Genomic DNA, 23,987 nt, shown 5'->3' on the forward strand with positions numbered 1-23,987 from the left:
TTTGCCGTCCACTTTGAAATATCGCCATTCATGTACTATGCATTGCATAGTACCTAGTATAACACGTACCTTTATCATGTTCTTTAAGAACAACAGATCATAAACCTCTAAATACTATTAGCCATGAAAACTTCATTCAAATCCACAATTATCGCCGTTGTTCTGGCAGCAACTACAATTTTCTCTGCAAACGCAGAAGACAAAGAAGTAAAAAAAACTACCGGGTTTGATTCTGGTATTTATGCTTCCAAAGATGGAAAAATTAAAATCAACATCGACAAATACAATAACGCCAGCACAGCGATCCTTCTTCAGGATTCAAAAGGTAAAATTATTTACAGCGAAAACGCCGGCAGAAATGCGAAAAAACTGAGACGTGAAATTGATGTGAATGACTTGAAAAGCGGTGACTATACGCTTGAAATTTCAAGCAAAGGAGAAAAACAAACCAAAGTTTTACAATTAACCGAAAAAACAATTGAACGTGCCGTTACAATTAACTAGAATTCCTATAAAAAATGAAAGCAGGAATTAAATGACGCGATGGCCATAATTCCTGCTTTCTTATTTTAAATAATTATATGTTGATTACATAACTACATTCACTATACGTTTAGGAACCACGATCACCTTTTTAGGCGTCGCTCCATCCAGCCATTTGATTACAATTTCATTGGCAAGTACTTCTTTTTCAATTTCTGTTGCAGCAGTATCCAGTGCAAAAGGTAAAGTCACACGTACTTTTCCGTTGATCTGAATTGGATATTCGAAAATCGCATCCACAACATATTGCTGTTCCCATTTCGGGAAAGCAGCTTTTGAAACCGTTCCTTTTTCATTACCAAGCGCGTCCCAAAGTTCTTCACTCAAATGTGGCGCATAAGGCGAAATCAGGATCACAAGTTCCTGCAAAATTGCTCGTTTGTTACATTTCAAACTTCCCAGTTCGTTCACACACATCATAAATGCGCTTACACCGGTATTGAATGAGAAATGCTCAATATCTTCTTCAATTTTCTTGATCGTTTTATGCAAAACACGCAATTCCTCCGGTTTTGCAGCCTCATCTTTTACAAGCCATTGTCCCTGGTCGTTGTAAAATAAACGCCAGAATTTACGGATGAAACGGTATGTACCGTCAATTCCGTTTGTATTCCACGGCTTAGCCTGTTCCAATGGTCCAAGGAACATTTCGTAAAGACGCAATGTATCGGCTCCGTATTTGGTAACGATATCATCCGGATTCACCACATTGAATTTGGATTTTGACATTTTCTCAACCTCCACACCACAATGATATTTGCCGTCTTCCAGGATAAATTCCGCGTTATTTGCAGCCAGGTCAAGTCGCGTTGCTTTAAATTTTTCAATATCCAGAATGTCATTTTCAACAATATTCACATCAACATGCAATGCCGAAACTTCATACTGAGATTTCAACCCAGCACTTACAAATACAGGTTTGCTGTATTCGTCACTTTTTACACGATACACAAAACTGCTTCGTCCCTGAATCATTCCCTGGTTGATCAGTTTTTTGAACGGTTCTTCTTCCGGCACAAAACCTCTGTCTTTCAAAAATTTATTCCAGAAACGGCTATACAACAAGTGTCCCGTCGCATGTTCCGTTCCACCGATATACAAATCCACATTTCTCCAATAATCGATCGCCTCTTTTGATGCAAATTCATTTTCATTTTTTGCATCCATATAACGGTACCAATACCAGCTGCTCCCCGCCCATCCAGGCATGGTGCTAAGCTCATATCCATTTCCGCTTCCATGTGCCCAACCAGCAGCACGACCTAATGGTGGTTCACCATTTTCTGTTGGTAAATATTTATCAACTGCCGGCAAATTAAGCGGCAATTCTTCTTCTTTCAACAAATAAGGTAACGGCTCTCCAGTGCTGTCATTTTTGTAAAAAACAGGCACAGGTTCTCCCCAATAACGCTGACGACTGAAAACTGCATCGCGCAAACGGTAATTTATTTTTCCTTTACCAACACCCTTTTCTTCAAGCCATTGCACCAAAACCTTATTGGCTTCATGAAAAGTAAGACCGTTGATCATACCGGAATTAATATATTTTCCCTCCTTGGTATTATCCGCCTGAATATCAATTTCTTTTTGCGAATCAAGAATTGGAATGATTGGCAAATCGAAATGTTTTGCAAAATTCCAGTCGCGCTGGTCACCTGACGGAACCGCCATTACCGCACCAGTCCCATAACCTGCCAAAACATAATCCGCGATATAAACCGGAATTTTTTCGTCATTAAACGGATTAATCGCATAAGCGCCGGTGAAGGCACCCGAAACCGTTTTAACATCACTTGTACGGTCACGTTCCGACCGTTTTTTCGTTAAATCAATGTAAGCGTCAATATTTCCTCTTTGCTCAGGCGTGGTGATCACATCTACAAGTTCATGCTCAGGAGCAATCACCATAAATGATACACCATAAATCGTATCCACACGTGTTGTGAAGACGGTAATTGTTTCTTCACCAGCAACTCCGTCTTTTGAAGTTGCAACCGGGAATTTAACCAATGCTCCAACCGATCGTCCGATCCAGTTTCTTTGCTGTTCTTTTAAAGATTCCGTCCAGTCCACATGGTCAAGTCCATCCAAAAGACGTTGTGAATATGCAGTAATCCGCATCATCCACTGTCGCATCAGTTTTTGGATTACCGGAAATCCGCCACGTTCAGAAACGCCGTCTTTAACTTCGTCGTTTGACAAAACAGACCCTAATCCCGGACACCAGTTCACGGTAGCATCCGCAACATAAGTAATCCGGTATTTAAGCGTGATCTTATATTTTTCCTCTTCGGAGTAAGCATTCCATTCATCAGCAGTGAAAGAGGCAACGTCTTCATCACAGGCAGCATTTACGCTTTGATTACCGTTTTTTTCGAAGATGGCTACAAGTGTTTCAATTCTTTCCGCTTTTTGCGCATCGTTATTATACCAGCTTTCAAAAAGCTCGGTAAAAATCCATTGCGTCCATTTATAATATGACGGATCAGAAGTACGTACCTCACGACTCCAGTCATAGCTGAAACCCAGATTTTTTAATTGTTCAATATATCGGGTAATATTCTGTTCGGTTGTAATTGCCGGATGCTGTCCGGTCTGGATAGCATATTGTTCGGCAGGAAGACCAAAACTATCGAATCCCATTGGATGCAAAACGTTGAATCCTTTCAAACGTTTATAGCGGGAATAAATATCAGAAGCGATATATCCTAGCGGATGCCCTACGTGCAAGCCGGCACCGGAAGGATATGGAAACATATCCAAAACATAATATTTGGGAAGATTTGACTCGTTTTGCACACGATAAACCTCATTTGATTCCCAAAAATTCTGCCATTTCTTTTCGATTTCCCGATGACTATATTCACTCATCTTTCTCAACAATTTAGTCTAAAATTAACTTTGGTCTTTACAGCCCGCAAAAATAGCGTTTTTGATTGTATTCGTCCCTCTTTTGCCCCAATTCATATCAATTTTAAGTTTGCCAAAAATAGATTGATTTGTAAGACAAATAATGTGTTACAACTTACCCATCTTATTTTGATCCTATTTTTAAATGTAACAAAACCAATACTTTTTGCCCATACAGGATTATATCAAATGCTGTTGCAGGCCTGAATTATATTTAATTTTCAAAACGATCATGTAGAAACAAATTCCCACTTTATTACCTAAAATTAGCTAAAACAAGCGGCATAAGATTTTTATAACTTAAATTACAAAAGCAATTATAATTCATCAATTAATTAAAAACAGATTATGAAAAAGGTATTATTAATAGCACTCTGCGCAATTGGAATCAGTTTTTCAGCTTCCGCACAATATGATCCGGCATTCCGTTTTGGTATCAAAGCAGGTGCCAATTTATCAAACATTAATGGTAATGATCTTGCTTTGGGTTCAGGTACCAATGCCTTCAATTTCAAAGATAATTCAGATCGCACGCTTGGATTTACAGGCGGTGTTTTCTTCCGTTTTGGGCGTAATTTTTATGTGCAGCCAGAAGTTTCACTTTCTCAAAAAGGTGCAAAATTCAACTTTGATAATTCAGTAAATGATGGCAAAGTTGATGTAAGATTTTCAAATTTAGATGTACCTGTACTTTTCGGGGTTCGTATCGCTAAATTCTTCCGTATCAATGCTGGACCAATGGCTTCTTACAGATTGTCGAGTAACGGAAAACTTAATGATTCGTTTAATGACGCAACAAATACTGATTCAAAAGCTGAGTTTAACGACAAACTGGCTTTCGGTTATCAGGCAGGTGTAGGTTTTGACTTTGGACGCTTAAGTCTTGATGTTCGTTATGAAGGAAATTTCAACGACATTGTTAAAATCAACTACAACAATGCAACAACAGCAGCTCAATTCGGTAAAAAAAGCAATTTGTTCCAGGCAACTTTGGGCTTTGCAATTTTCTGATCTGAGTTAGAGCTAAAAGAAAATAATCAGGAGGGCTATTCAATCGAATGGCCCTTTTTGATTTTCAGGTTAATCGAAATCTGATCAGGATGGTTAATTTGTTTTGTTGTTTAGGGAATTGACTGAGATAAAGTAATTTTGCCCTTTATGTCAAAATTATGTCAAATGACATAATTTGACGATATTGGAATCAACTGAATAATTAACGTGGCTTTAAATACCGACAACGTACGACTGGTTTTTGGACTAAAACTGAAACAGCTCCGCCTCGACAAAGGGCTATCGCTGAATGAACTTTCCCAAAAGTCGGGGTTGTCTATTTCCTATATTAATGAAATTGAAAAAGGGAAAAAATATCCTAAATCTGATAAAATAATTGCTCTGGCCGGGGCGATGGATGTTGATTATGACACATTGGTTTCGTTAAAGCTCAGCAAAAGGCTCGAACCGATTTCTGAGTTATTAAGCTCCAATATTCTTACAGAACTTCCACTTGAACTTTTTGGCATTGACCCCGCCAGCTTATTGGAATTACTATCCGACGCTCCTACCAAAATCAGCGCTTTTGTTGGCACGCTCATTGAAATTGCAAGAAATTATAATATGTCGGTCGAGAAATTTTATTTCTCTGCGCTGCGGACTTATCAGGAAATGCACGACAATTGTTTTGAGGATATTGAGCTGGAAGCTGAAAGATTTATGGAGGAAAGAGGAGTTCCGGCCGACAAATTACTGGACGAAACTTATCTGGCAGAAATCCTGAAAACAGAATACAATTATAAAATTGAGAATATCAATGAAAAGCTGAATCCTGAGTTTGCAAGTGTCAGATCACTCACGATAACGCGTCCGCAAGGAAATCGGTTGCTCATCAATGTCCATTTATCATCAGTGCAGCGGGCGTTTATATATGGGCGAGAAATCGGATATGTTTATTTGAAATTAAAAAACAGGCTTCACACAACAGCTTTGGTAGAAGCAGAATCGTTTGAACAGTTATTGAACAATTTTAAGGCGTCCTATTTCGCCAGTGCGGTTATCATAAAACGAAGTTTGCTTATCCCAAAACTGAAAGATTTTTTTGCACTTACTACCTGGCAGCCTGAAAAACTGGTTTCACTGGTCGAGGAATTTAATACCACGCCGGAATCATTCTGTTACCGGCTGAGCAATGTGTTACCTACCAATTTCGGTATCAAACAAATTTTCTTCTCCCGATTCAACAATTTTGCCGGCCAGAATCTTTTTGAAATGACAAAGGAAATGCACATTTCCCGTAAGCATAATCCACATACAGTTAAGGATGAACATTATTGCAGAAGATGGATAGCGCTCACAGTTTTAAATGATCTGGCTGAATCTGTGAAAAATAAAACTTACGTCAATACAATCTGTAAAGCGCAGAAATCCAGATATATAGATACACAGGATAATTATCTGATCATCAGTTTTGCACAACCAACGGCGACAACACCAAATCTCAATGTAAGTGTTTCGATGGGCGTTTATCTGGACGAGCAAACCAGTAAAACGATACGGTTCCTGAACGATCCATCCATCCCTTCCAGAGATGTCAATGAAACCTGCGAGAGATGTTCTCTTTTTGATTGCAAAGAACGTATTGCCGCGCCTGTGATTTTACAGAAAAAACACAAAAACGAGGAATTAAGAAAAGCGCTGAGACGATTGATTAACTAAATCAAAAAAGTGAAGTACTTTAAATTTTCCGGAACCAATTTTTGCTGATATCCTTTTAATAAAATCGTTTGAAACGTCTTGAAGAACTAATTCGATGGAAAAAATCTTATTATTGTTTAAGAAGTACAAGACTTTATCAAACAGACTATTCAGGAAATCTCGATTTGAGTACTCCAAACGCATTTATTAGAATATTCTTAAAAAAGAACGACAACCACATTACGTCAACCTTACGTCTTATCTTTGTAAAATATTTGCAGAATTATGCCAGGTACTTACGCATTTGAAGATCTTCTTTTAAAACTCTCCACGCCATTTTATATTTCCCTGATCTGCCTGGAAATATTTATTACGTACCGGTCGCACAGAGTTTCATATGGTTTGAAAGATACTTTTACCAACGCAGCTTTAATGCTGATCAATGGCAGCATTGATTTACTTTTCCGGGCTGTTTATGTGGGTGTGCTGATCTGGTTTTATAACATGCGGATTGTTGAGCCCATTGCTAATCCATATCTGTACTGGTTTTCACTTTTCCTTTTTGAAGATCTGGCATTTTATACTTTACATTATGTGGATCATCATAGTCGGCTTTTCTGGGCAGTTCATGTGACACATCACTCTTCGGAACATTTCAATCTAACGACAGGATTTCGCTCATCCGTCTTTCAGCCTTTGTATCGCTTTGTCTATTTTATTCCGTTGGTATTGGTTGGCTTCAATCCGGCAGATATCGTGATTATGTATTCATTGACGCAGATTTACGGTATAATTGTGCATACCGAATATGTGGATAAACTTGGCTGGCTCGAATATATTTTTGTCACACCATCACATCACCGCGTTCATCATGCCAGCAATATTCAGTATCTGGATAAAAACATGGGCATGTGTCTGATTATCTGGGATAGATTATTTGGTACTTTTCAGGAAGAAATGCCTTCCGTTCCTCCACGTTACGGATTGACAAAACATACTGAAACGGAAGGATTATCCGAAACGGTTTTTCATGAATGGAAAGAAATCAAAAAGGATTTTGAGCAGCCGATCGACTTAAAAACCAAGCTGAAATATTTGATTAAAGCTCCCGGCTGGTCGCCGGATGGATCCAGACAAACCAGCAAAGAGCTTCAAAAAGAAATTCTTGAAAAAGGTCCGGCAAACGAAATTGTTATTTAAAAGCCGGATTTCCTGTAATTTCTGCACCTAAAATCAGCAGGTGAATATCGTGAGTTCCTTCATAAGTGGTGACAGATTCCAGATTCATCATATGTCGCATAATCGGGAATGAGTCCGTGATGCCCATTGCACCCAAAATCTGACGTGCATCGCGGGCAACAGCCAACGCCATTTCCACATTATTTCTTTTGGCCATTGAAATCTGTGTGGTCGTCGCTCTTCCTTCATTCATTAAAATACCTAAACGCCAGGCCAGCAATTGTGCCTTGGTGATTTCAGTCAGCATTTCGGCCAGTTTTTTCTGTACCAATTGAAAAGAGCTAATTGGTTTATTGAACTGAAATCTTTCTCCTGAGTATCTTAAAGCAGTTTCATAACAATCCAGCGCAACCCCGATTCCTCCCCAGGCCACTCCGTATCTTGCATGATCTAGACATTGCAAAGCCGCTTTCAAACCCAAGGCATCCGGTAAAATATTCTCTTTTGGAATAAGTACTTTATCAAAAACCAATTCTCCCGTGGAACTTGCCCTTAACGACCATTTCCCATGAATTGTTGGTGTTGAAAAGCCCGGCATTCCTCTTTCCACAATGACGCCTTGAACGCGGCCATCCTCATTTCTGGCCCAGACTATTGCGATATCTGCAAAAGGCGCATTTGAAATCCACATTTTGGATCCATTGAGTAAATAGCCGCCCTGTGTTTTTGATATGTAAGTTTTTAATCCGCCAGGATCAGAACCGTGATCGGGTTCTGTCAATCCAAAACATCCCAAAATATCTCCCGTTGCAAGTCCCGGCAAATATTTACGTTTTTGTTCTTCCGAACCAAATTGATAAATCGGCCACATGACGAGCGAACTTTGCACGGAAACTGTTGAACGCATGGAAGAATCTCCCCGCTCAATTTCCTGACACATCAGACCGTAACTTAAATAATCCAGCCCGCCACCGCCATATTCTTTTGGAATTGTCGGACCAAAAACGCCCAGTTCTCCAAATTTCTTAACAAATTGTATCGGGAATTCTGCCCGTTGGGCGTATCCTTCGATGACAGGTTTTATCTCAATATCTGAAAATTCCTTAACAACCTGAGTAATCAAACGCTGTTCCGGCGTGAGTAATTCTTCTATTTGAAAAAAGTCGGTGGTCAGCATAAGCAATTCATTTAGATGGAGAAGAATTTAAAACTTGCTTCTGATTCCTCTGAAAAAACCTTACCAAAGCATTGTAGATTTTGTTCAAATCGAGTTTTAATCAAAATTTGAGTTCTGAAACAGACTTTAAATTAATTTTATGTGCTTCCACTGCATTCATGGTTTTGGGCGATGTTTTTTCCAGACATTGCTCGATAACCAGATGCGGTTTGATATTAATTTCTTTTAAACGACTCATCAAAAGCTTGTAATCGATATCACCTTCACCAAAAGTTTCCTGCCAGATTCCACCTTTCGATTGTCTCAAATGAAGTTCTACGATTCTTTTGCCATACAATTTAACAATATCAAATAACGCAACTTGTGAATCGCCCGACCCGCGATAAACCCAGTGCACATCAAGACAAAGCGAAACATTTTGTGGACTTGTGGCCAGGAGCATATGATGAAATTCACGTCCGGCGGCACGTAATTCAACATCATGCGTATGATAAGCCAAAGTCATTCCCCGTTTTTTCAATTCAGCTCCAAGCAAATCCAGGTTTTTGGCTTGTTCCGTAAGTTGTGAGTCAGATTTATTTTGCTGTCCGCCCCATTGAATCGGATTTGGATTGGTAACTACAATTTTGGTATTGACAGGTTTCAAGGCATCGGCAATAGACAACACGGTCTGTATTGATTTTTGTCCTTCATCATGTTCATGCAAAGAGCTGTTGACATAAACCGAAGGCATTACTAATTTATGTTTTTGAAGTAATGGAAGCAGTTTTTTCACATCGTCAACCGTATTCAAGCCGGGCTCATAAGCCTTCAAGCCGGTTGAAGCAAAATCTGCCAGAGAAGCATCCAGATTCGAAAACCAGTCTTTTCCATCTCTTTGGTAAAAAGTAATCCAGTCGTATTGATTACAGGAAATTGGAAATGATTCTAAACTTTCTCTCGAAGAAACAGTTTCCGGAAGCAGCGCAGATCCGGTTGCCAACAAAGCCGAATTTATAAATTGACGACGGTTCAGTCCCATAAGATGTATGATTTAAATCGGACAATATGCTTTTAAACATAAAGCCAGATTCAAATCATAAATACCATGTTTTGTTAAGATAACTGCTAAAAGCTAATTCTTAACAAATAGTTATTCATTTACAGATATCGCCAGCATATACCAGGCTGCGTGCGGAAGCCATTGTTCAGCCCAGCGCCAATCATTATCCATACCCGTTTTGGCGTATGACAAATTGAAATCAATATCATCTTCATTATTTAATCCCGAAGTAATCCCATTTGCGATTCCTCCCGGCGCGTTGGTATATTCAAAAGTTCCGAAAAAACCGTAAGTCGGATTGTTGTGACCTGAACCTTGCAGCATACTGGCATCGTAAGGATTTAAACCCAAAATCCAGTTTAACTGGTCCAACGCAAAAGTTTCAAGACTGTTTTTGAATATTTTATCCTCATTAAATAAAGGAGCAGCAAGTCTGGCTGCCGCGGCAATGGAGGCCAATCTCGCATTTTCTCCCTGCCACCACGGTGAAGCATCGCTGCCATGCGGGAAGAAAAATGTTGTCCGCTTATTTCCAATCGTATCCTGCACAAGCTGGCGACTGTATCCAAATGGATTGTTCACTTCTTTGGTAATTTCCAGTTCATGCACCAGCGATTTTCTGATTGTTTCCTTAATTCTGGCTTGATCAGCCTTTGGCGCCAAAGGATAATAATAACTCAGACTGGCAATTGGAAATCCTGCATCGGACGGGTGAAAAAACGGGCGATCTTTATCATCCGCGCGCCAGAAGTTTGTTTCCTTATTCCATGACGTCAACCTGGAAACCAGACTATTAGCACGTTTTTCGGCTGCTTTTGCGTAAACTTCTTTTCCTGTTGCTTTGAATAATTCTGTGGCTGCGGTCAGTGCACAATAATCGTCGACGATGTTTTCTTTTCCATCATTGGTCATTTCCACATTATGTTTTTCCAAAAAGTCAAACGCTTTTTCCGCAGCTATCAGATAATCCTTATTGGAAAAATCCCCCGAAGAATCATATGCCGAAGCCATGGCCAAAGCCGCAATACTTACGCCTCCGCCGGAACGGTAACTCACCTGGTATTTTTTCCAGTCGTCCGATTTGTCACTGTCACTAAATGCCTGCCCTTCTGTTTTTTTAATTCTATAACTTTGATCTTCTGCACGAATGACCCGGTCTTTTGCAAATTTTCCAGCTCCCGGCGCAGAAACAGAACGGTAAAACGATCCATCCTTCGCCTGCATCCGCAACAGATAATCAGCACCAAACATGGCTTCGTCCAATAATCTTCTTTTATATTGACGAAAATCATTTCCCTTCCTTTTTGCCGAAAGTTCATAGGTTTTAAACAAAGTCCAGGCCGTCAGCGAAATTTGCTGTGGATTGAAATAGGAAGAAAAAGTTAGGTGTGACAAATGTTTTCCATAATCCCCCGAAGCATCATACCAGCCTCCGTGCGCATCAATCGTATCTTTTGGATGACCGGAAAGTATCAAAGTCCGGTCCGCTTTGTCCAACAATCCCGAACTCCGCTGCCCTTTGAAATAGTAGACAACATTGGAAAGGGTCGATTGTTCCAGAACATTCTTATCAATGACGAAAGGATAAGAAGCAACTGTGTTACCCGAACCAATCGCTTTGATCAGATAATTTCCTTTTTTAGTGAACGGGCTAAAATCAATCGTCCAGAAAAGCCAGTTTTTCCATTTATTCACAGGACCGCTAAATACAGGTTTTCCGGAAAAGGCAACTTTACCGGTTTCTGCATCGACAAGTTGAAAGGCCGTAAAATCCAATTTTTTATCACTTATGATGATCGCTTTCTTAGCTTTTGAATCTTCATAACCGACATGATTTGTCAGGATTTTCGAGGATTGCGCGTTTAGAAGTAATGGAAAGAAGAACAGGAAAAACAGAATTGTCCATTTTTGTTTGGAAAAATTAATCATCAGGTATAGGAGTTTTATTTTTAATACAATATCGCTCTAAATTATTTCAACAAGTATATCAGCCCGGAAAATCATAATTCAGGAAAATCAAGTTGGAATACCAAAACAGACCTGCAAGTGCCTGATTCACAAAATATTTCGACTAATTATTGCGAATAATAATATTTTTAGTCACTTTTAATATACTAATAGTGCTACTCACGTATTCCTGACAAGTCAATGAAAAAATTCTCCATCCTATTTTTCGCTACATTTCTGTTATTTAGCACATTAAGCTGCAAAGATAAAAACAACGATGACGCGCCAACTGTACCGACAGATATCAACAATCCGTTAAAATCAGGAGAAATATCTGCTCCTGTAAAAGCAGATCCTTCGTTTAGCTGGGCACCTGCTATTGGCTCGGTCAATCTTGGTGATCTTAAAGGAAATTCTTCTACCGAACCATTGATGATTTCTATTGGCGAAGGTGTGGAGGCTGGTTATCGTGATGGCGGTTTATATCGTCAGGGTCAGCTAACTTCTTATCCAAATCTGGTTGCACGCCAAATGGGACTTGCCGGTTTTGACCAGGCACTTTTTGAAAAGGAAAATGGCAATGGTACCGGTTATTTGGTCAGAAGTAACTCTGGTGCAATTCCTATTTTCAACGAAGTCACTAATAACCTTGCTTATACTGAAAAAGGCTCTACGCTTATGAAGCCTTATTCGGGAAAGATCACGGACAATTTTTCCGCACCTTTTGGCGGTCGTAATATATTCGCTGCAAACCCGGCGCAAGAACTGGCTTATAAAAATAATTTCTACATCAATAATCCGCAGCCCGCTTATCTTTCAAATACCAATTATTTGTGGGTAAACGGTTATTTAAATGCCTCACTTTTTAGCCGATACGTGGGAGCCGGATACAATTCCGCATGGGAATATGCCAAAACCATTACTCCTGAAATCGCTTTATTCGAAACTGGAATTGATGTTTATATATTAAATAATTTGCGTGGAGGCGGAAGTGGATTATTCGGTGGAAGTGAATTTATCTGGGAACGGCAGATTCTCAATTATCTGAAAGAAAAAGGTACAAAATCAATATTAGCCACAGTGCCTGAGGTGCTTAATTTTCCTTATTTCAAGTGGTATACTTATGAAAATCTAATGAAGAAAACCGGTAAGCCAATTGGTATCCAGGTCAGCGATGTCTCAACACCCGCAGCAGCTACATCCGATATTATATTTCTTCCAACGACGAATGTGGTCAATCTTTATAACGGTAATTTCAAGTATTCCTATCTTACGGATGAAGATGTGATCAGAAAAGATGAAATTTCGAAACCCGAAAAATATAACGAGCTATTGCTCATGTGGTCAAAACAATACAATCAACCGCTTGTTGATTTTTATGCGGTTTACAAAAAGGTTATTGCAGGAAATTACGTTTCGGAGGACGGTTTTAAAATTGATCCTTCCTACCCTAACGGAAATTTCTTTTCCGCTGATGGTTTGTATCCTTCTGCCATTGGTCAGGCTGTTTTGGCAAATGAAGTGATCAAGGTTTTGAACAGCAGTTATCACGCTCAGATTCCCCTGATCAATATCGGGATTTACGCTACTGAAATTTCAAAAGTCAAATAAATCTTCGAACCCGGTTAAAAGCTTGCTTGATTTGTGGCCGGGTTTAAATATTAAAATTCTTATATTTGCATTATTAAAGGATAAATCCCTTTCTAAAAATGCAGCATAATCTTACACTTACACTCGTACCAGAGATTGCTCTGGATGATGACGCTTTTCGTCAGTATATCAATAAAAAACTTAACCTCCGGGTTACTGATCAGCCTTTTATCAGGAAAACGCGTCAGTCTATCGACGCGAGAAGCAGGCAGGTAAAAGTCAATATTCAGGCAGAAGTTTATGTCAATGAACAGCCGCCTTCACTCATTGAAACGCCACTGGAATATCCGGATGTAAGTAATCGTCCACAGGCTTTAATTGTCGGCTGCGGCCCGGCTGGTATGTTTGCGGCTTTGCGTTTAATTGAACTCGGCATTAAACCGATTCTTTTTGAGCGCGGAAAAGATGTCCGTGCAAGAAGACGGGATCTGGCTGCTATTAATAAAGAACATATCGTCAACCCCGAATCCAATTATTGTTTTGGAGAAGGCGGTGCCGGTACTTATTCGGACGGAAAATTATATACACGCTCCAACAAACGTGGGGATATTCGCCGGGTTTTGGAAATATTTGTTGGCCACGGTGCCAATGAACAAATCCTGATTGATACCCATCCGCATATCGGCACCAATAAACTTCCGATGGTTGTCAGTGAAATGCGAAAAAGTATTCTGGAAGCGGGCGGAGAAATTCATTTTGACACAAAAGTTACCGACTTCATTTTAGAAGGAAATACTTTAAAAGGCGTTATTACAGAGGATAAAACCGAGCATACCGGAATCGGTGTAATTCTGGCCACAGGACATTCAGCCCGGGATATTTACGAATTACTGGACCAGAGAAATATTCTGATTGAAAGTAAATCTTTTGCCATGGGCGTTCGGATAGAACATCCGCAAAGTGTAATTGACCAGATCCAATACCATTGCCAGACAGATCGCGGACCATATCTACCGGCAGCTTCATACAGCCTCGTTACCCAAACCCGTTACCAGGGTGTACAGCGTGGCGTTTTTTCTTTTTGCATGTGTCCGGGAGGATTTATTGTTCCGGCAGCAACGGCTTCCGGAGAAGTGGTTGTGAATGGGATGTCGCCTTCCCGCCGTGATTCTGCTTACGCCAATTCTGGAATTGTAGTTTCTGTTGAAGATATTGATTTACAGCCTTATAAAGAATTTGGTGCATTGGCCGGTTTACAATATCAAAAAGAAGTGGAACAAGCCGCGTGTAAACTCGCGGGAGAAACACAAACAGCACCCGCACAGCTTGTTACTGATTTTGTCAATAAAAAAATGTCTGGCCAGCTTCGTGAAACTTCCTACCAGCCAGGTATTATACCGGTTGATTTGTACGAAGTTTTGCCTCCAAATATTGCTTTTCCACTAAGAGATGCTTTTTCCGATTTTGGAAGAAAAATGAAAGGATATCTATCAGGGGAAGCGCAATTAATTGGCGTAGAAAGCCGTACTTCTTCACCCGTCAGAATTCCAAGGGAACGTGAAACTTGTGAACATCCGGTCGTAAAAGGACTTTTTCCATGTGGCGAAGGTGCGGGTTATGCAGGTGGAATTATGTCAGCTGCGATGGATGGACAAAGATGTGCGGAACAGCTTGTCGGACTATACGCCTCGGTATAAAGCTCATTTGCCTAACATCAAAATATTTAGTATCATTGTTCAAACACCAGAACCTTTCGTGGAACGTTATTAAAATGCGTGAAGCATAACACTTCTGCTGTTGTAAAATACAGACACCAATTAAAATTAATTATACTCGCCTCTATGGCTCAGGGATCTTTCTCGGTTTTCACGAATGAATTATTTCAAAAATTAAAAGATCCGCTTCCCGGTGAAACGGCCCATCAGGTTATGCAGTCAACCTCAAAACTGAGATTTACTGTTAAACCAAACGAAAGAACCAGAAAAAGTGCCGTATTGATCTTGTTTTATCCTTACGCCAACGAAATTTATTTCCCACTGATCTTACGGCCGGCATATGATGGCGTACATTCCGGCCAGGTAGCTTTTCCGGGTGGACGTTATGAAAAAACAGATGAAAATCTTATCCGGACTGCATTAAGAGAGGCGCAGGAAGAAATCGGATTACGCCTGAATGATGTAAAAGTGCTGGGCATACTAACCGAACTTTTTATTCCTGCCAGCAATTTTTACGTTTTGCCCGTTGTTGCAACCATCCCTTATCGCCCGGATTTTTATCCTGATCCAAGGGAAGTTGAAGACATTTTCCAGATTAAATTAAAAGAAATCTCTGACGCATCCATAATTGGCAGCAGCGAAATTCAGATTCGCGGTGTACAGATTGTTGCACCGCATTATGAAGTAAACGGGTATAAGATCTGGGGAGCAACAGCCATGATGATCAGTGAACTACTTTCTGTCATTGGAACGGTAGATTTGGAAGTCTGAAACTGGGAAATAATCCCTTTTATTCCTATATTAGCGAGTATTTTCATCCATGCCTCCCGGCTTTCTTCGTGCATTTTAATCCTGAAAAAATCGATTATCCATGTGCGGAAATCCGATAAGAGGCTGATCTTACTTAAATTTTCAGCATATAAACCCTTAGTTTCCGCCTCAATTTATGGACGAAAACGGAGCTACGCCTAACGTAGAAGATAGCGAATTACACAGTCAGTTACCCGTCTCGGGCCTTTACGAAAGTTGGTTTCTTGATTATGCATCCTATGTAATTCTGGAACGTGCAGTGCCTGCCATTGAAGACGGTTTAAAGCCGGTTCAGCGCAGGATCATGCATGCATTGAATGAGATGGACGACGGCCGCTTCAACAAAGTTGCCAACGTGATCGGTTCAACCATGCAGTATCACCCGCATGGTGATGCTTCCATTAATGACGCCATCGTTAACCTTGGTCAAAAGGAACTTCTTTTCGATACACAGGGAAACTGGGGCGATTTGCGCACCGGCGACCGTGCCGCAGCAGCGCGTTATATTGAGGTTCGCCTTTCAAGATTTTCCAAGGAAATTGTTTTCAATAACGATACCACCGAGTGGCAATTATCATATGACGGACGGAAACGGGAACCGGTTACACTTCCTGTAAAATTCCCGCTTTTACTATCGCTGGGTGTTGAAGGAATTGCGGTTGGACTTTCAACCAAAATATTACCGCACAACTTTTGTGAGCTGATTGCCGCATCCATCGATATTTTGCAGGGTAAGGAAGTTATCATTTATCCTGATTTTCTTACCGGCGGACAGATCGATGTTTCCAATTATGGCGATGGCCATCGTAGCGGAAAAGTACGGGTTCGTGCTAAAATCGAAGAGGAAGACAAGAAAATGCTTGTCATCCGTGATATTCCTTTTGGTACAACCACATCATCCCTGATCGATTCTATCATCAAGGCAAATGATGGTGGAAAGATCAAGATTAAAAAGGTTGTTGATAATACGGCAGCGGATGTAGAAATTCAGGTGCATCTGGCTCCTGGGGTTTCGCCGGATATTACCATTGATGCACTTTATGCGTTTACGGAATGTGAAGTCTCCATTTCTCCCAACGCCTGTGTCATTATTGAGGACAAACCTCACTTTGTCGGCGTAACGGATATTTTACGTTACAATACGCAGCAGACGGTTCATCTTTTAAAACGTGAGCTGGAAATCCGGAGACTGGCTTTACTGGAAAAAATCCTGTACGGCTCGCTGGAAAAAATATTTATTGAAAACCGCATTTACCGGGACATTGAAGAATGTGAAACTTTTGAAGATGTAATCCGGACCATAGATAAGGGACTTGAACCTTTCAAGCCACAATTTTACAGAGAAATTACAGACGATGATATCGTTGAGCTGACGGAAATCCGTATCAAACGTATTTCAAAATATGACGGATATAAAGCGGATGAACTGATGCGCAAATGGCAGGAAGAACTTGCGGAAACGGAAGACAACCTGGCCAATATTACCCGTTTTGCAATTGATTATTTCAAAGATCTTTTAAAGAAATACGGAAAAGGCAGAGAAAGAAGAACTGAAATCAGAGCGTTCAACCAGATTTCTGCGAACGTCGTTGCTGCCAATAACCAGAAACTTTACGTCAACCGTGCCGAAGGTTTTATTGGTTCTGGTTTGAAAAAAGATGAGTACGTCATGGATTGCTCTGATATTGACGATATCATCGTTTTCAGAGCCGACGGCAAATGTCTGGTTACCAAAGTTCAGGATAAAATATTTGTAGGAAAAGACATTATTTACTGTGCCGTTTTTCTTAAAAATGACGAGCGGAAAGTTTATAACTTAACCTATCTCGACGGAAAAACCGGTGTTTCTTACATCAAAAGATTCCAGGTTACAGCAGTTACGCGTGACAGGGAATATGATCTGACACAAGGTACGCCAAAATCAAAAATCACCTATTTCACTTCCAATGAAAATGGTGAAGCTGAGATTATAACTGTCAGCCTGACTGCTCAGAGCAAAGCAAAAGTGAAACAATTTGATTTCAATTTTGCTGATCTGCTGATCAAAAACCGGAGCGCGATGGGAAATATTCTGACAAAATATCCGGTTCGTAAAATTGTAATGAAACAAGCCGGCCGCTCTACTTTGGGTGGTGTTGACATGTGGTTTGATCCGATTATCGGCCGTTTAAACCGTGACGAACGTGGAGAATATTTGGGGAATTTCGGGTCTACGGATAGCATTCTGGTTATTTACAAAGAAGGATCTTACGAGCTGACCAACTTTGACCTGACCAATCATTATGTTTCCAATGAAGTTTTACTGGTCAAAAAGTTTGATCCAAAACTTCCGGTTACGGCTTTGTATTATGACGGAGGACAGAAACATTATTTTGTCAAACGTTTCACGATAGAAACTTCTTCACTGGATAAGAAATTCCTGTTTATCAGTGATGCAAAAAACAGTAAATTAATCCTTGCTTCGACCGACAAACGTCCTCGCTTTGAAGTTGTTCATGCTAAAAACGAAAAACGTGATCAGCTGCATGAAGAATTCGTGGTTGAAGATCTTGTTGATGTAAGAGGATGGAAAGCAATGGGTTACAAATTATCCATTGATAAATATAAAGAAATCCGCTGGCTGGAATCTCTGGCAGTTCTGGTAGAAGATGAGCTGGTTATTGATATTCCGGATCTTCATCATGACACAGAAGAAAGTGGCAGCGAAACAGCAGAAAATAACGAAATACAGGAATCTGAGAACAGTGAATCCGAGACAAACGAGGAGGATACTGAACCAGAAAATAAGAAGGATGAGGAAACCCCGGATGATTCCAAACCAAAAAAGGAACCCAAAAAAGGTACTGATCCAAAATCACAACTTGGTCTTTTTGAATAACATGTGTCTTTTAATACACATGTTATTCAAACGTTTTTCTACGATTAGCAACAAAATACCATGTTGAAAGCGTATAGAAAATAAACGGCAACCTGTGGAAGATTTGCAATACCCTCATATTATATACATCAACTTAGAGGTTAACTTTAAGGATGCTCGTGAAAAAATTGATAAAAATAGTTATTGCCCTTCTCTTTGCCAGCCTGGTTTTTATCCTGCTGTGCAACTTCTGGGTAGTATACTGTACCAAGCAGTATAACTATTTTTCAATTAACGACCTTCCTTCAAATGACGTCGCGCTGGTTTTGGGGACCAGCAGGAATACGGAAAGAGGAAAAGAAAACCTGTATTTCAGGTACCGGATGGAGGCCACGGCACGACTTTTCAAGGAAGGTAAAATCAAATACATTATTTTGAGCGGAAACAACGACTCACAGTATTACAATGAGCCGCTGGATATGCAAAGAGCTTTGCTCAATTTGGGAATTCCGGAAAATGTGATGACATTGGACTATGCCGGTTTCCGGACCTTTGATTCGGTGGTTCGCTGCAAGGAAGTTTTTAACCAGGATAATTTTACAGTTATATCCCAAAATTTCCACAATGCACGGGCATTATACATTGCGCATAACGAAGGAATAAACGCGATATCATTTGCTGCTCAGGACGTTCCCGACGGGTACTCAATTCGTACCCTGATCCGGGAATATCTGGCGAGGCCAAAAGCAGTTTTGGACGTACATTTTTTGAGACCAAAAGCAGATGTTACGTCTAATGTTGAGATAAAAAAGAAAAAAGGACCCTGAACGAAGCGAAAGATTTTACTCACCGGAGATATCAGATATGAAAATAATTAGACCAATCATCTTTTTTGTAATTATACTATTATCTGTCCGATCCTTCGCACAAACCACACATACTATAAAAGGCAGAATAACAGATGCAACTTCCGGTGATCCGGTCCCGTTTGCCAATATTGGCGTAAAAAATACTCCGGCTGGAACAACAACAAATTTCGACGGTTTTTATACGCTTACCTTCACACCACCCGCTGATTCAATTCTTGTAACATACATTGGCTATACTACAAAAAGTAAAGCCATTGCCGACACAACCTTTCAGACCATTGACGTTCAGCTGACTCCCGGCGCCTTGCAGCTTAGGGAAGTCAAAATATTTGCCGGAGAAAATCCAGCCTGGGCAATTATGCGCAAGATTGTTGCTAACAGGAAACATAACAATACTGAAAATCTGGATGCTTATGAATTTGAAAGTTATAACAAGATCCAGATTGATATAGATAACCTTTCAGAGAAATTCAGAAATCGTCGCGCCGTAAAAAAAATGACGCATATCGTGGACAAATATGATGAAGTCAAAGGTGATGACGGCCAAACAGTTATTCCGATTTTCATTTCTGAATCTGTTTCCAATGTTTATTTCAGAAGAGATCCCAAGAAGAAAAAGGAGATTATCAATAAAACAAAGGTTTCCGGTGTAGGATTAACGGATGGAAGTTTTGTTTCTCAAATTGTAGGTTCATCTTTTCAGCAATATAACTTTTACAATAACTGGCTGAATGTTTTGGAAAAAGATTTTATTTCGCCGATTTCCGACAGCTGGAAATTATACTATGATTATTATCTGGCCGACAGTATTTCAAACGGAACAAATTACGATTACCAGATTGATTTTGAACCACGTCAGGAACAAGATCTTGCTTTTAGCGGCTCTTTCTGGATTGATGGAAAAACCTATGCACTAACCCAAATGGATGCGAATGTTGGGAAAAAAGCCAATTTGAATTTCATCGAAAGAATAAAAATCCAGACTTCGTACGATCTTTTTGAAGATGACAGTACCTGGGTTCCGACTAAAACCAGGGTTTTAATTGATGTAGATGAACCAACAAAACAAACCGCCGGCTTGCTATTGAAGTTTTATTCCTCCAATTCAAATTACAAACTGAATGTCCCAAAAGGACCAAAATTTTTCGATACAGCCATCGAACTGAAAGAAGATTATATGGTGCATGATTCTACTTTCTGGAATAAAAGTCGTCCTGAATCTCTTTCCAAATCCGAAAAGTTAAGTTTTCAATTGGTTGATTCTTTAAAGGTTTTACCTGTTGTAAAAACGTACACCGAAATACTGAACATTTTTGTTAACGGCTATAAAAGAATTGACAAATGGAATATAGATATCGGTCCGTATCTGTTTTTATATGCCAATAATAATATTGAAGGAAACCGGCTCAGACTTGGTTTTAAAACTGATCCCGGATTCAGCAGAAAGTGGATTGTCAGCGGTTATGGTGCTTATGGGTTTAAGGATCAGAAATTTAAATATGGCGGTGGTTTAGACTATATTTTCTCCCGAAAACCATGGACAATGGCCGGGATTTCCTATTCAAAAGATCTGGAAAGATTAGGACTTTCTGCCGAAACAATTGGTACCAATACGCTTTTTGGAGCATTTTCAAAATTCGGGACTTTCAGGAGAGCTTATTATCAGGAAGACTTTTCTATGTATCTCAAGAGAGAAATTGTGAAAGGATTTACGGCAAATATTCAGCTTCGACACAGAAATTTCGATCCTCTATTTGATTTTGCTTATCGTTCAGAACCACAAATGGGAGCCGATTCTCCTTTGAAAAGCAAGTATGAAATTACCGAGCTTAATGTTGAAACCCGACTGGCCGGCAATGAAACATTTTTGCAAAACGATAATGAACGTATCAGTATGGGAACAGGAAATTCCCCGGCTTTTACATTTCGGTATACGATGGGCATGAAAAATTTCCTGAAAGGTGATTTTAATTATCACAAGTTTGCACTTAACGTGAAACAGACTTTCCGGGCAGGTGTTTTTGGCCGGACTTACTATAACCTTACAGTCGGATATATTCCTTCAACAATTCCTTACACACTCTTATACACACCTTTGGGTAATGAATCGCTGTTTTATGTGGATAATGCATTCAACCTGATGAAGTATTTCGAATTTATCAGCGATCGATATCTGACACTTCGTGTTGAACATAACGACGAAGGATTTATCTTGAACCGTATTCCGGCGGTAAGAAAATTGAAATGGAGATTATTGGCGACAGGAAGAGTTTTTTATGGTCAGGTGAGCAAACAAAATCTTGCGTTGGCTTCAACTGTGGATGCGCAGGGAAATCCAATTCAGACATTTAATGAACTTGGAAATATGCCTTATCTGGAACTGGGTTACGGTATTGATAACATCTTTAAATTTGGTCGGATCGATGCTATCCACAGACTTACTTATAAAAACAATCCTAACGTTACTCCCTTTGCGTTGAAGATTTCTTTCTGGTTTAGCTTGTAGGTGATAATTAAATCGTCCTCAAATCTTTGCCCGAATAAGTCAGAAAAACTTCTTCCCCTATTTCTACATCTTTTTTGTTTCGATAAAAAACCAGTAACCCTTTTTCGTTTCTGCAACGGATTTCCCAGTGATTTCCATGAAAACGGATGGCTTCAACAATTCCCGTCCATTTACTTTTTTCGAAAAATTTGGTACGCTTGATTTTCTCCGGACGAATGAAAGATTTTTTAAGTTCAGGATTTTCACCAAGCCAATTTATATCACCCGTAAGTTCTGCAACGTAGCCGTCATTTGGCTGATTATAGACTTCCTGCGGAGTTCCGATCTGAATTACTTTTCCGTCTCTTAAAACAGCAATTTTATCTGACCAGGCCAGTGCATCCGCGGCTTCATGGGTTACGAAAATACAAACCATTTGTTGTTCCTGCCTCATCTGTTCAATAGCCTCAGCCAGGATCCTGCGATTTCTGTTATCTAAATGAGCAAATGGTTCGTCGAGCAACAAAACATCCGGCTGCTCGGCCAGGGATTTTGCAATCGCAGTTCTTTGTTTTTCTCCTCCCGACAAAAGTTTGGCTTTTTGTCCACGAACGTTTGACAGGCCGGTAATTTTCAATAATTCCTCCACTTTCTGCTTCCGGTAATCCGGCTCGTAAAAACGAACTGAATACGAAATATTTTCTTCTACGGTTTGGTTTGGGAAAAGCTCAAATTCCTGGTGAATCAACTTTATGGAATCGTGCCCGGGAATAAGTTCTCCTTTAACTGAAGTTAATAGTGATTCCTGAAAATAGACATCGCCGGAATCAGCATCCATAAATCTGCCCAGAATTCTTAAAAATGTACTTTTACCCGATCCGCTTTCTCCTAAAATCCCCAGCCATTCTCCTGGATTTAATTCCAGTGAAACATCAGACAAAACAGTTTTGGAATCGAATTTTTTTGATACTGATTCAGCGCGAAGAACAGGCATTGGGAACATTATAATGATGAAATTCAACTTCGGCTTTCGACGGTCGGCGGTCAGGCTTTGGAAATTTGAATGATTTTGAATCATTCTACGTCTGATAGCTGACTGCCGAAAGCCGACAGCCAATTAATTAATCCAGGTAACTTTATCTTCAATTGGTGTCCGACGTACCGAAATTTCACCCAGATTGTGATATCCCATGTAAAAGAAGCCGATGCATTTTTGATTTTCCTTTAATTCCAAAAAGGCTTTCAAAGCGTCAGTCACAGATGGACTGCTCCAATACGCTCCGATATTATTTGCGGTAGCTGTAAGCCACATATTTTGCACTGCGCAGGCTACGGCTGCAACTTCTTCCCATTCCGGAATTTTTTCGGCGTGGGTTTCCATGATGATCGCTATTACCGCTGCTGACTTCAAAGATTTAGACCGCGTGCCTTCGTATTTCGCCTCCGAGAAAGTTTCCGGCATTGTGTTAGCCTTATAAGCTGCACCCATAAAATCGGCCAGCTGCACTAAGCCTGCACCTGTAAAAACACGGAATCTCCATGGTTCTGTCAGTTTGTGCGTGGGAGCGAAATTGGCATTTTCAAGAATCGTTTGTATCAATTCTTTTGGAATCTCTTTTTCAATATAACTTGGTGGAAATATACTGCGGCGGTTACGAATGACCTGATTGATTGATTCTAAAATGGTACTCATGAGATTGCTTAAAATTTATTCTATCCGTTTATATGGTGTGAAAGCTGCATAAAAGCTCTGTTAACCGTTGAAATAGTAATTATTATATGACTACGTCAAAAAACTGTAAATTGTGCCCGTTAATATGAATTACTTCAAACCTTTAACTAACTAATATCTCCATGCTTGTTACTACCACTCCAAATATTGAAGGTAAAAAAATCATAAAATATATCGGGCTCGTAAATGGTGAAGCTATTATTGGAGCCAACATTGTCAAAGATTTTATGGCCAACGTGCGCGACGTGGTTGGCGGCCGGTCGAGCGCTTACGAACAAAGCCTTCGCGAAGCTAAAAGTATTGCGCTCCGCGAAATGATGGACCAGGCCCAACGCTTGGGTGCTCATGCCGTTATTGGTGTCGACCTTGATTTTGAAACCATTGGCGGAAGCGGTTCCATGCTTATGGTTAGCTGCAACGGAACGGCCGTCTGCCTGGAATAA

The 23,987-nt window shown here is 40.1% G+C and carries 17 protein-coding genes; 11 read left to right on the plus strand and 6 right to left on the minus strand.

The genetic code is table 11. The annotated features are described in order from the left end of the window. Positions 1–123 precede the first annotated feature (123 nt). Positions 124–504: a T9SS type A sorting domain-containing protein gene (locus IEE83_RS23250; protein ID WP_194122867.1), complete on the plus strand. Its 381-nt coding sequence runs from the start codon at positions 124–126 to the stop codon at positions 502–504. Between the two features lie 84 nt (positions 505–588). Here the strand turns inward: IEE83_RS23250 and leuS are convergent, their stop codons facing one another. Next, complete coding sequence (gene leuS / locus IEE83_RS23255; RefSeq protein ID WP_194122868.1) at positions 589–3,414, minus strand: leucine--tRNA ligase; 2,826 nt, start codon at positions 3,412–3,414, stop codon at positions 589–591. 387 nt (positions 3,415–3,801) lie between these two features. Here leuS and IEE83_RS23260 point away from each other — a divergent pair, with 387 nt between their 5' ends. The 3 genes from IEE83_RS23260 (at position 3,802) to IEE83_RS23270 (ending at position 7,341) form a co-directional block, all read left to right on the plus strand. Next, positions 3,802–4,464, plus strand: a complete 663-nt coding sequence (locus IEE83_RS23260; RefSeq protein ID WP_194122869.1) for a porin family protein — start codon at positions 3,802–3,804, stop codon at positions 4,462–4,464. A 207-nt stretch (positions 4,465–4,671) separates the two neighbouring features. Beyond that, complete coding sequence (locus IEE83_RS23265) at positions 4,672–6,162, plus strand: helix-turn-helix domain-containing protein (RefSeq protein WP_194122870.1); 1,491 nt, start codon at positions 4,672–4,674, stop codon at positions 6,160–6,162. Positions 6,163–6,426: 264 nt separating this feature from the next. Beyond that, a complete protein-coding gene (locus tag IEE83_RS23270; protein WP_194122871.1) occupies positions 6,427–7,341 on the plus strand; it encodes a sterol desaturase family protein in 915 nt (304 codons plus the stop codon). On the opposite strand, the gene IEE83_RS23275 is transcribed toward IEE83_RS23270, so the two are convergent. The 3 genes from IEE83_RS23275 to IEE83_RS23285 form a co-directional block, all read right to left on the minus strand. Continuing rightward, complete coding sequence (locus IEE83_RS23275; protein WP_194122872.1) at positions 7,334–8,497, minus strand: acyl-CoA dehydrogenase family protein; 1,164 nt, start codon at positions 8,495–8,497, stop codon at positions 7,334–7,336. The two genes, IEE83_RS23270 and IEE83_RS23275, sit on opposite strands and share 8 nt — an antisense overlap. A 100-nt stretch (positions 8,498–8,597) precedes the next feature. After that, positions 8,598–9,518 carry a sugar phosphate isomerase/epimerase family protein gene (locus IEE83_RS23280; protein ID WP_194122873.1) on the minus strand — a complete coding sequence of 307 codons (921 nt, stop codon included), beginning with the start codon at positions 9,516–9,518 and terminating at the stop codon, positions 8,598–8,600. Positions 9,519–9,629: 111 nt separating this feature from the next. Next, on the minus strand, positions 9,630–11,468 hold the full coding sequence (locus IEE83_RS23285) for a glycoside hydrolase family 9 protein (RefSeq protein WP_194122874.1): 1,839 nt from the start codon (positions 11,466–11,468) through the stop codon (positions 9,630–9,632). 219 nt (positions 11,469–11,687) lie between these two features. Here IEE83_RS23285 and IEE83_RS23290 point away from each other — a divergent pair, with 219 nt between their 5' ends. The 6 genes from IEE83_RS23290 (at position 11,688) to IEE83_RS23315 (ending at position 21,833) form a co-directional block, all read left to right on the plus strand. Continuing rightward, the gene (locus IEE83_RS23290; RefSeq protein ID WP_194122875.1) at positions 11,688–13,097 is read left to right on the plus strand and encodes an SGNH/GDSL hydrolase family protein; all 1,410 of its coding nucleotides are present in this window, start codon (positions 11,688–11,690) and stop codon (positions 13,095–13,097) included. Between the two features lie 98 nt (positions 13,098–13,195). Continuing rightward, positions 13,196–14,773, plus strand: a complete 1,578-nt coding sequence (locus IEE83_RS23295; protein WP_194122876.1) for an NAD(P)/FAD-dependent oxidoreductase — start codon at positions 13,196–13,198, stop codon at positions 14,771–14,773. Between the two features lie 144 nt (positions 14,774–14,917). Continuing rightward, entirely contained in the window at positions 14,918–15,562 is a 645-nt protein-coding gene (locus tag IEE83_RS23300) for an NUDIX hydrolase (protein WP_194123526.1), read from the plus strand. A 175-nt stretch (positions 15,563–15,737) separates the two neighbouring features. Continuing rightward, positions 15,738–18,479, plus strand: a complete 2,742-nt coding sequence (locus IEE83_RS23305; RefSeq protein ID WP_194122877.1) for a DNA gyrase/topoisomerase IV subunit A — start codon at positions 15,738–15,740, stop codon at positions 18,477–18,479. Positions 18,480–18,631: 152 nt separating this feature from the next. Continuing rightward, positions 18,632–19,285, plus strand: a complete 654-nt coding sequence (locus IEE83_RS23310) for a SanA/YdcF family protein (RefSeq protein WP_194122878.1) — start codon at positions 18,632–18,634, stop codon at positions 19,283–19,285. Between the two features lie 37 nt (positions 19,286–19,322). Continuing rightward, positions 19,323–21,833, plus strand: a complete 2,511-nt coding sequence (locus IEE83_RS23315; protein ID WP_194122879.1) for a DUF5686 and carboxypeptidase-like regulatory domain-containing protein — start codon at positions 19,323–19,325, stop codon at positions 21,831–21,833. Positions 21,834–21,840: 7 nt separating this feature from the next. On the opposite strand, the gene IEE83_RS23320 is transcribed toward IEE83_RS23315, so the two are convergent. After that, entirely contained in the window at positions 21,841–22,806 is a 966-nt protein-coding gene (locus tag IEE83_RS23320) for an ABC transporter ATP-binding protein (RefSeq protein ID WP_228101943.1), read from the minus strand. 123 nt (positions 22,807–22,929) lie between these two features. Further along, a complete protein-coding gene (locus IEE83_RS23325; protein WP_194122880.1) occupies positions 22,930–23,505 on the minus strand; it encodes a nitroreductase family protein in 576 nt (191 codons plus the stop codon). Between the two features lie 161 nt (positions 23,506–23,666). Here IEE83_RS23325 and IEE83_RS23330 point away from each other — a divergent pair, with 161 nt between their 5' ends. Next, positions 23,667–23,987 (plus strand): heavy metal-binding domain-containing protein, encoded by a 321-nt coding sequence (locus tag IEE83_RS23330; protein ID WP_194122881.1) that lies wholly within the window; start codon positions 23,667–23,669, stop codon positions 23,985–23,987.

The sequence above is a fragment of the Dyadobacter subterraneus genome (genome assembly GCF_015221875.1).
GTDB lineage: Bacteria > Bacteroidota > Bacteroidia > Cytophagales > Spirosomataceae > Dyadobacter > Dyadobacter subterraneus.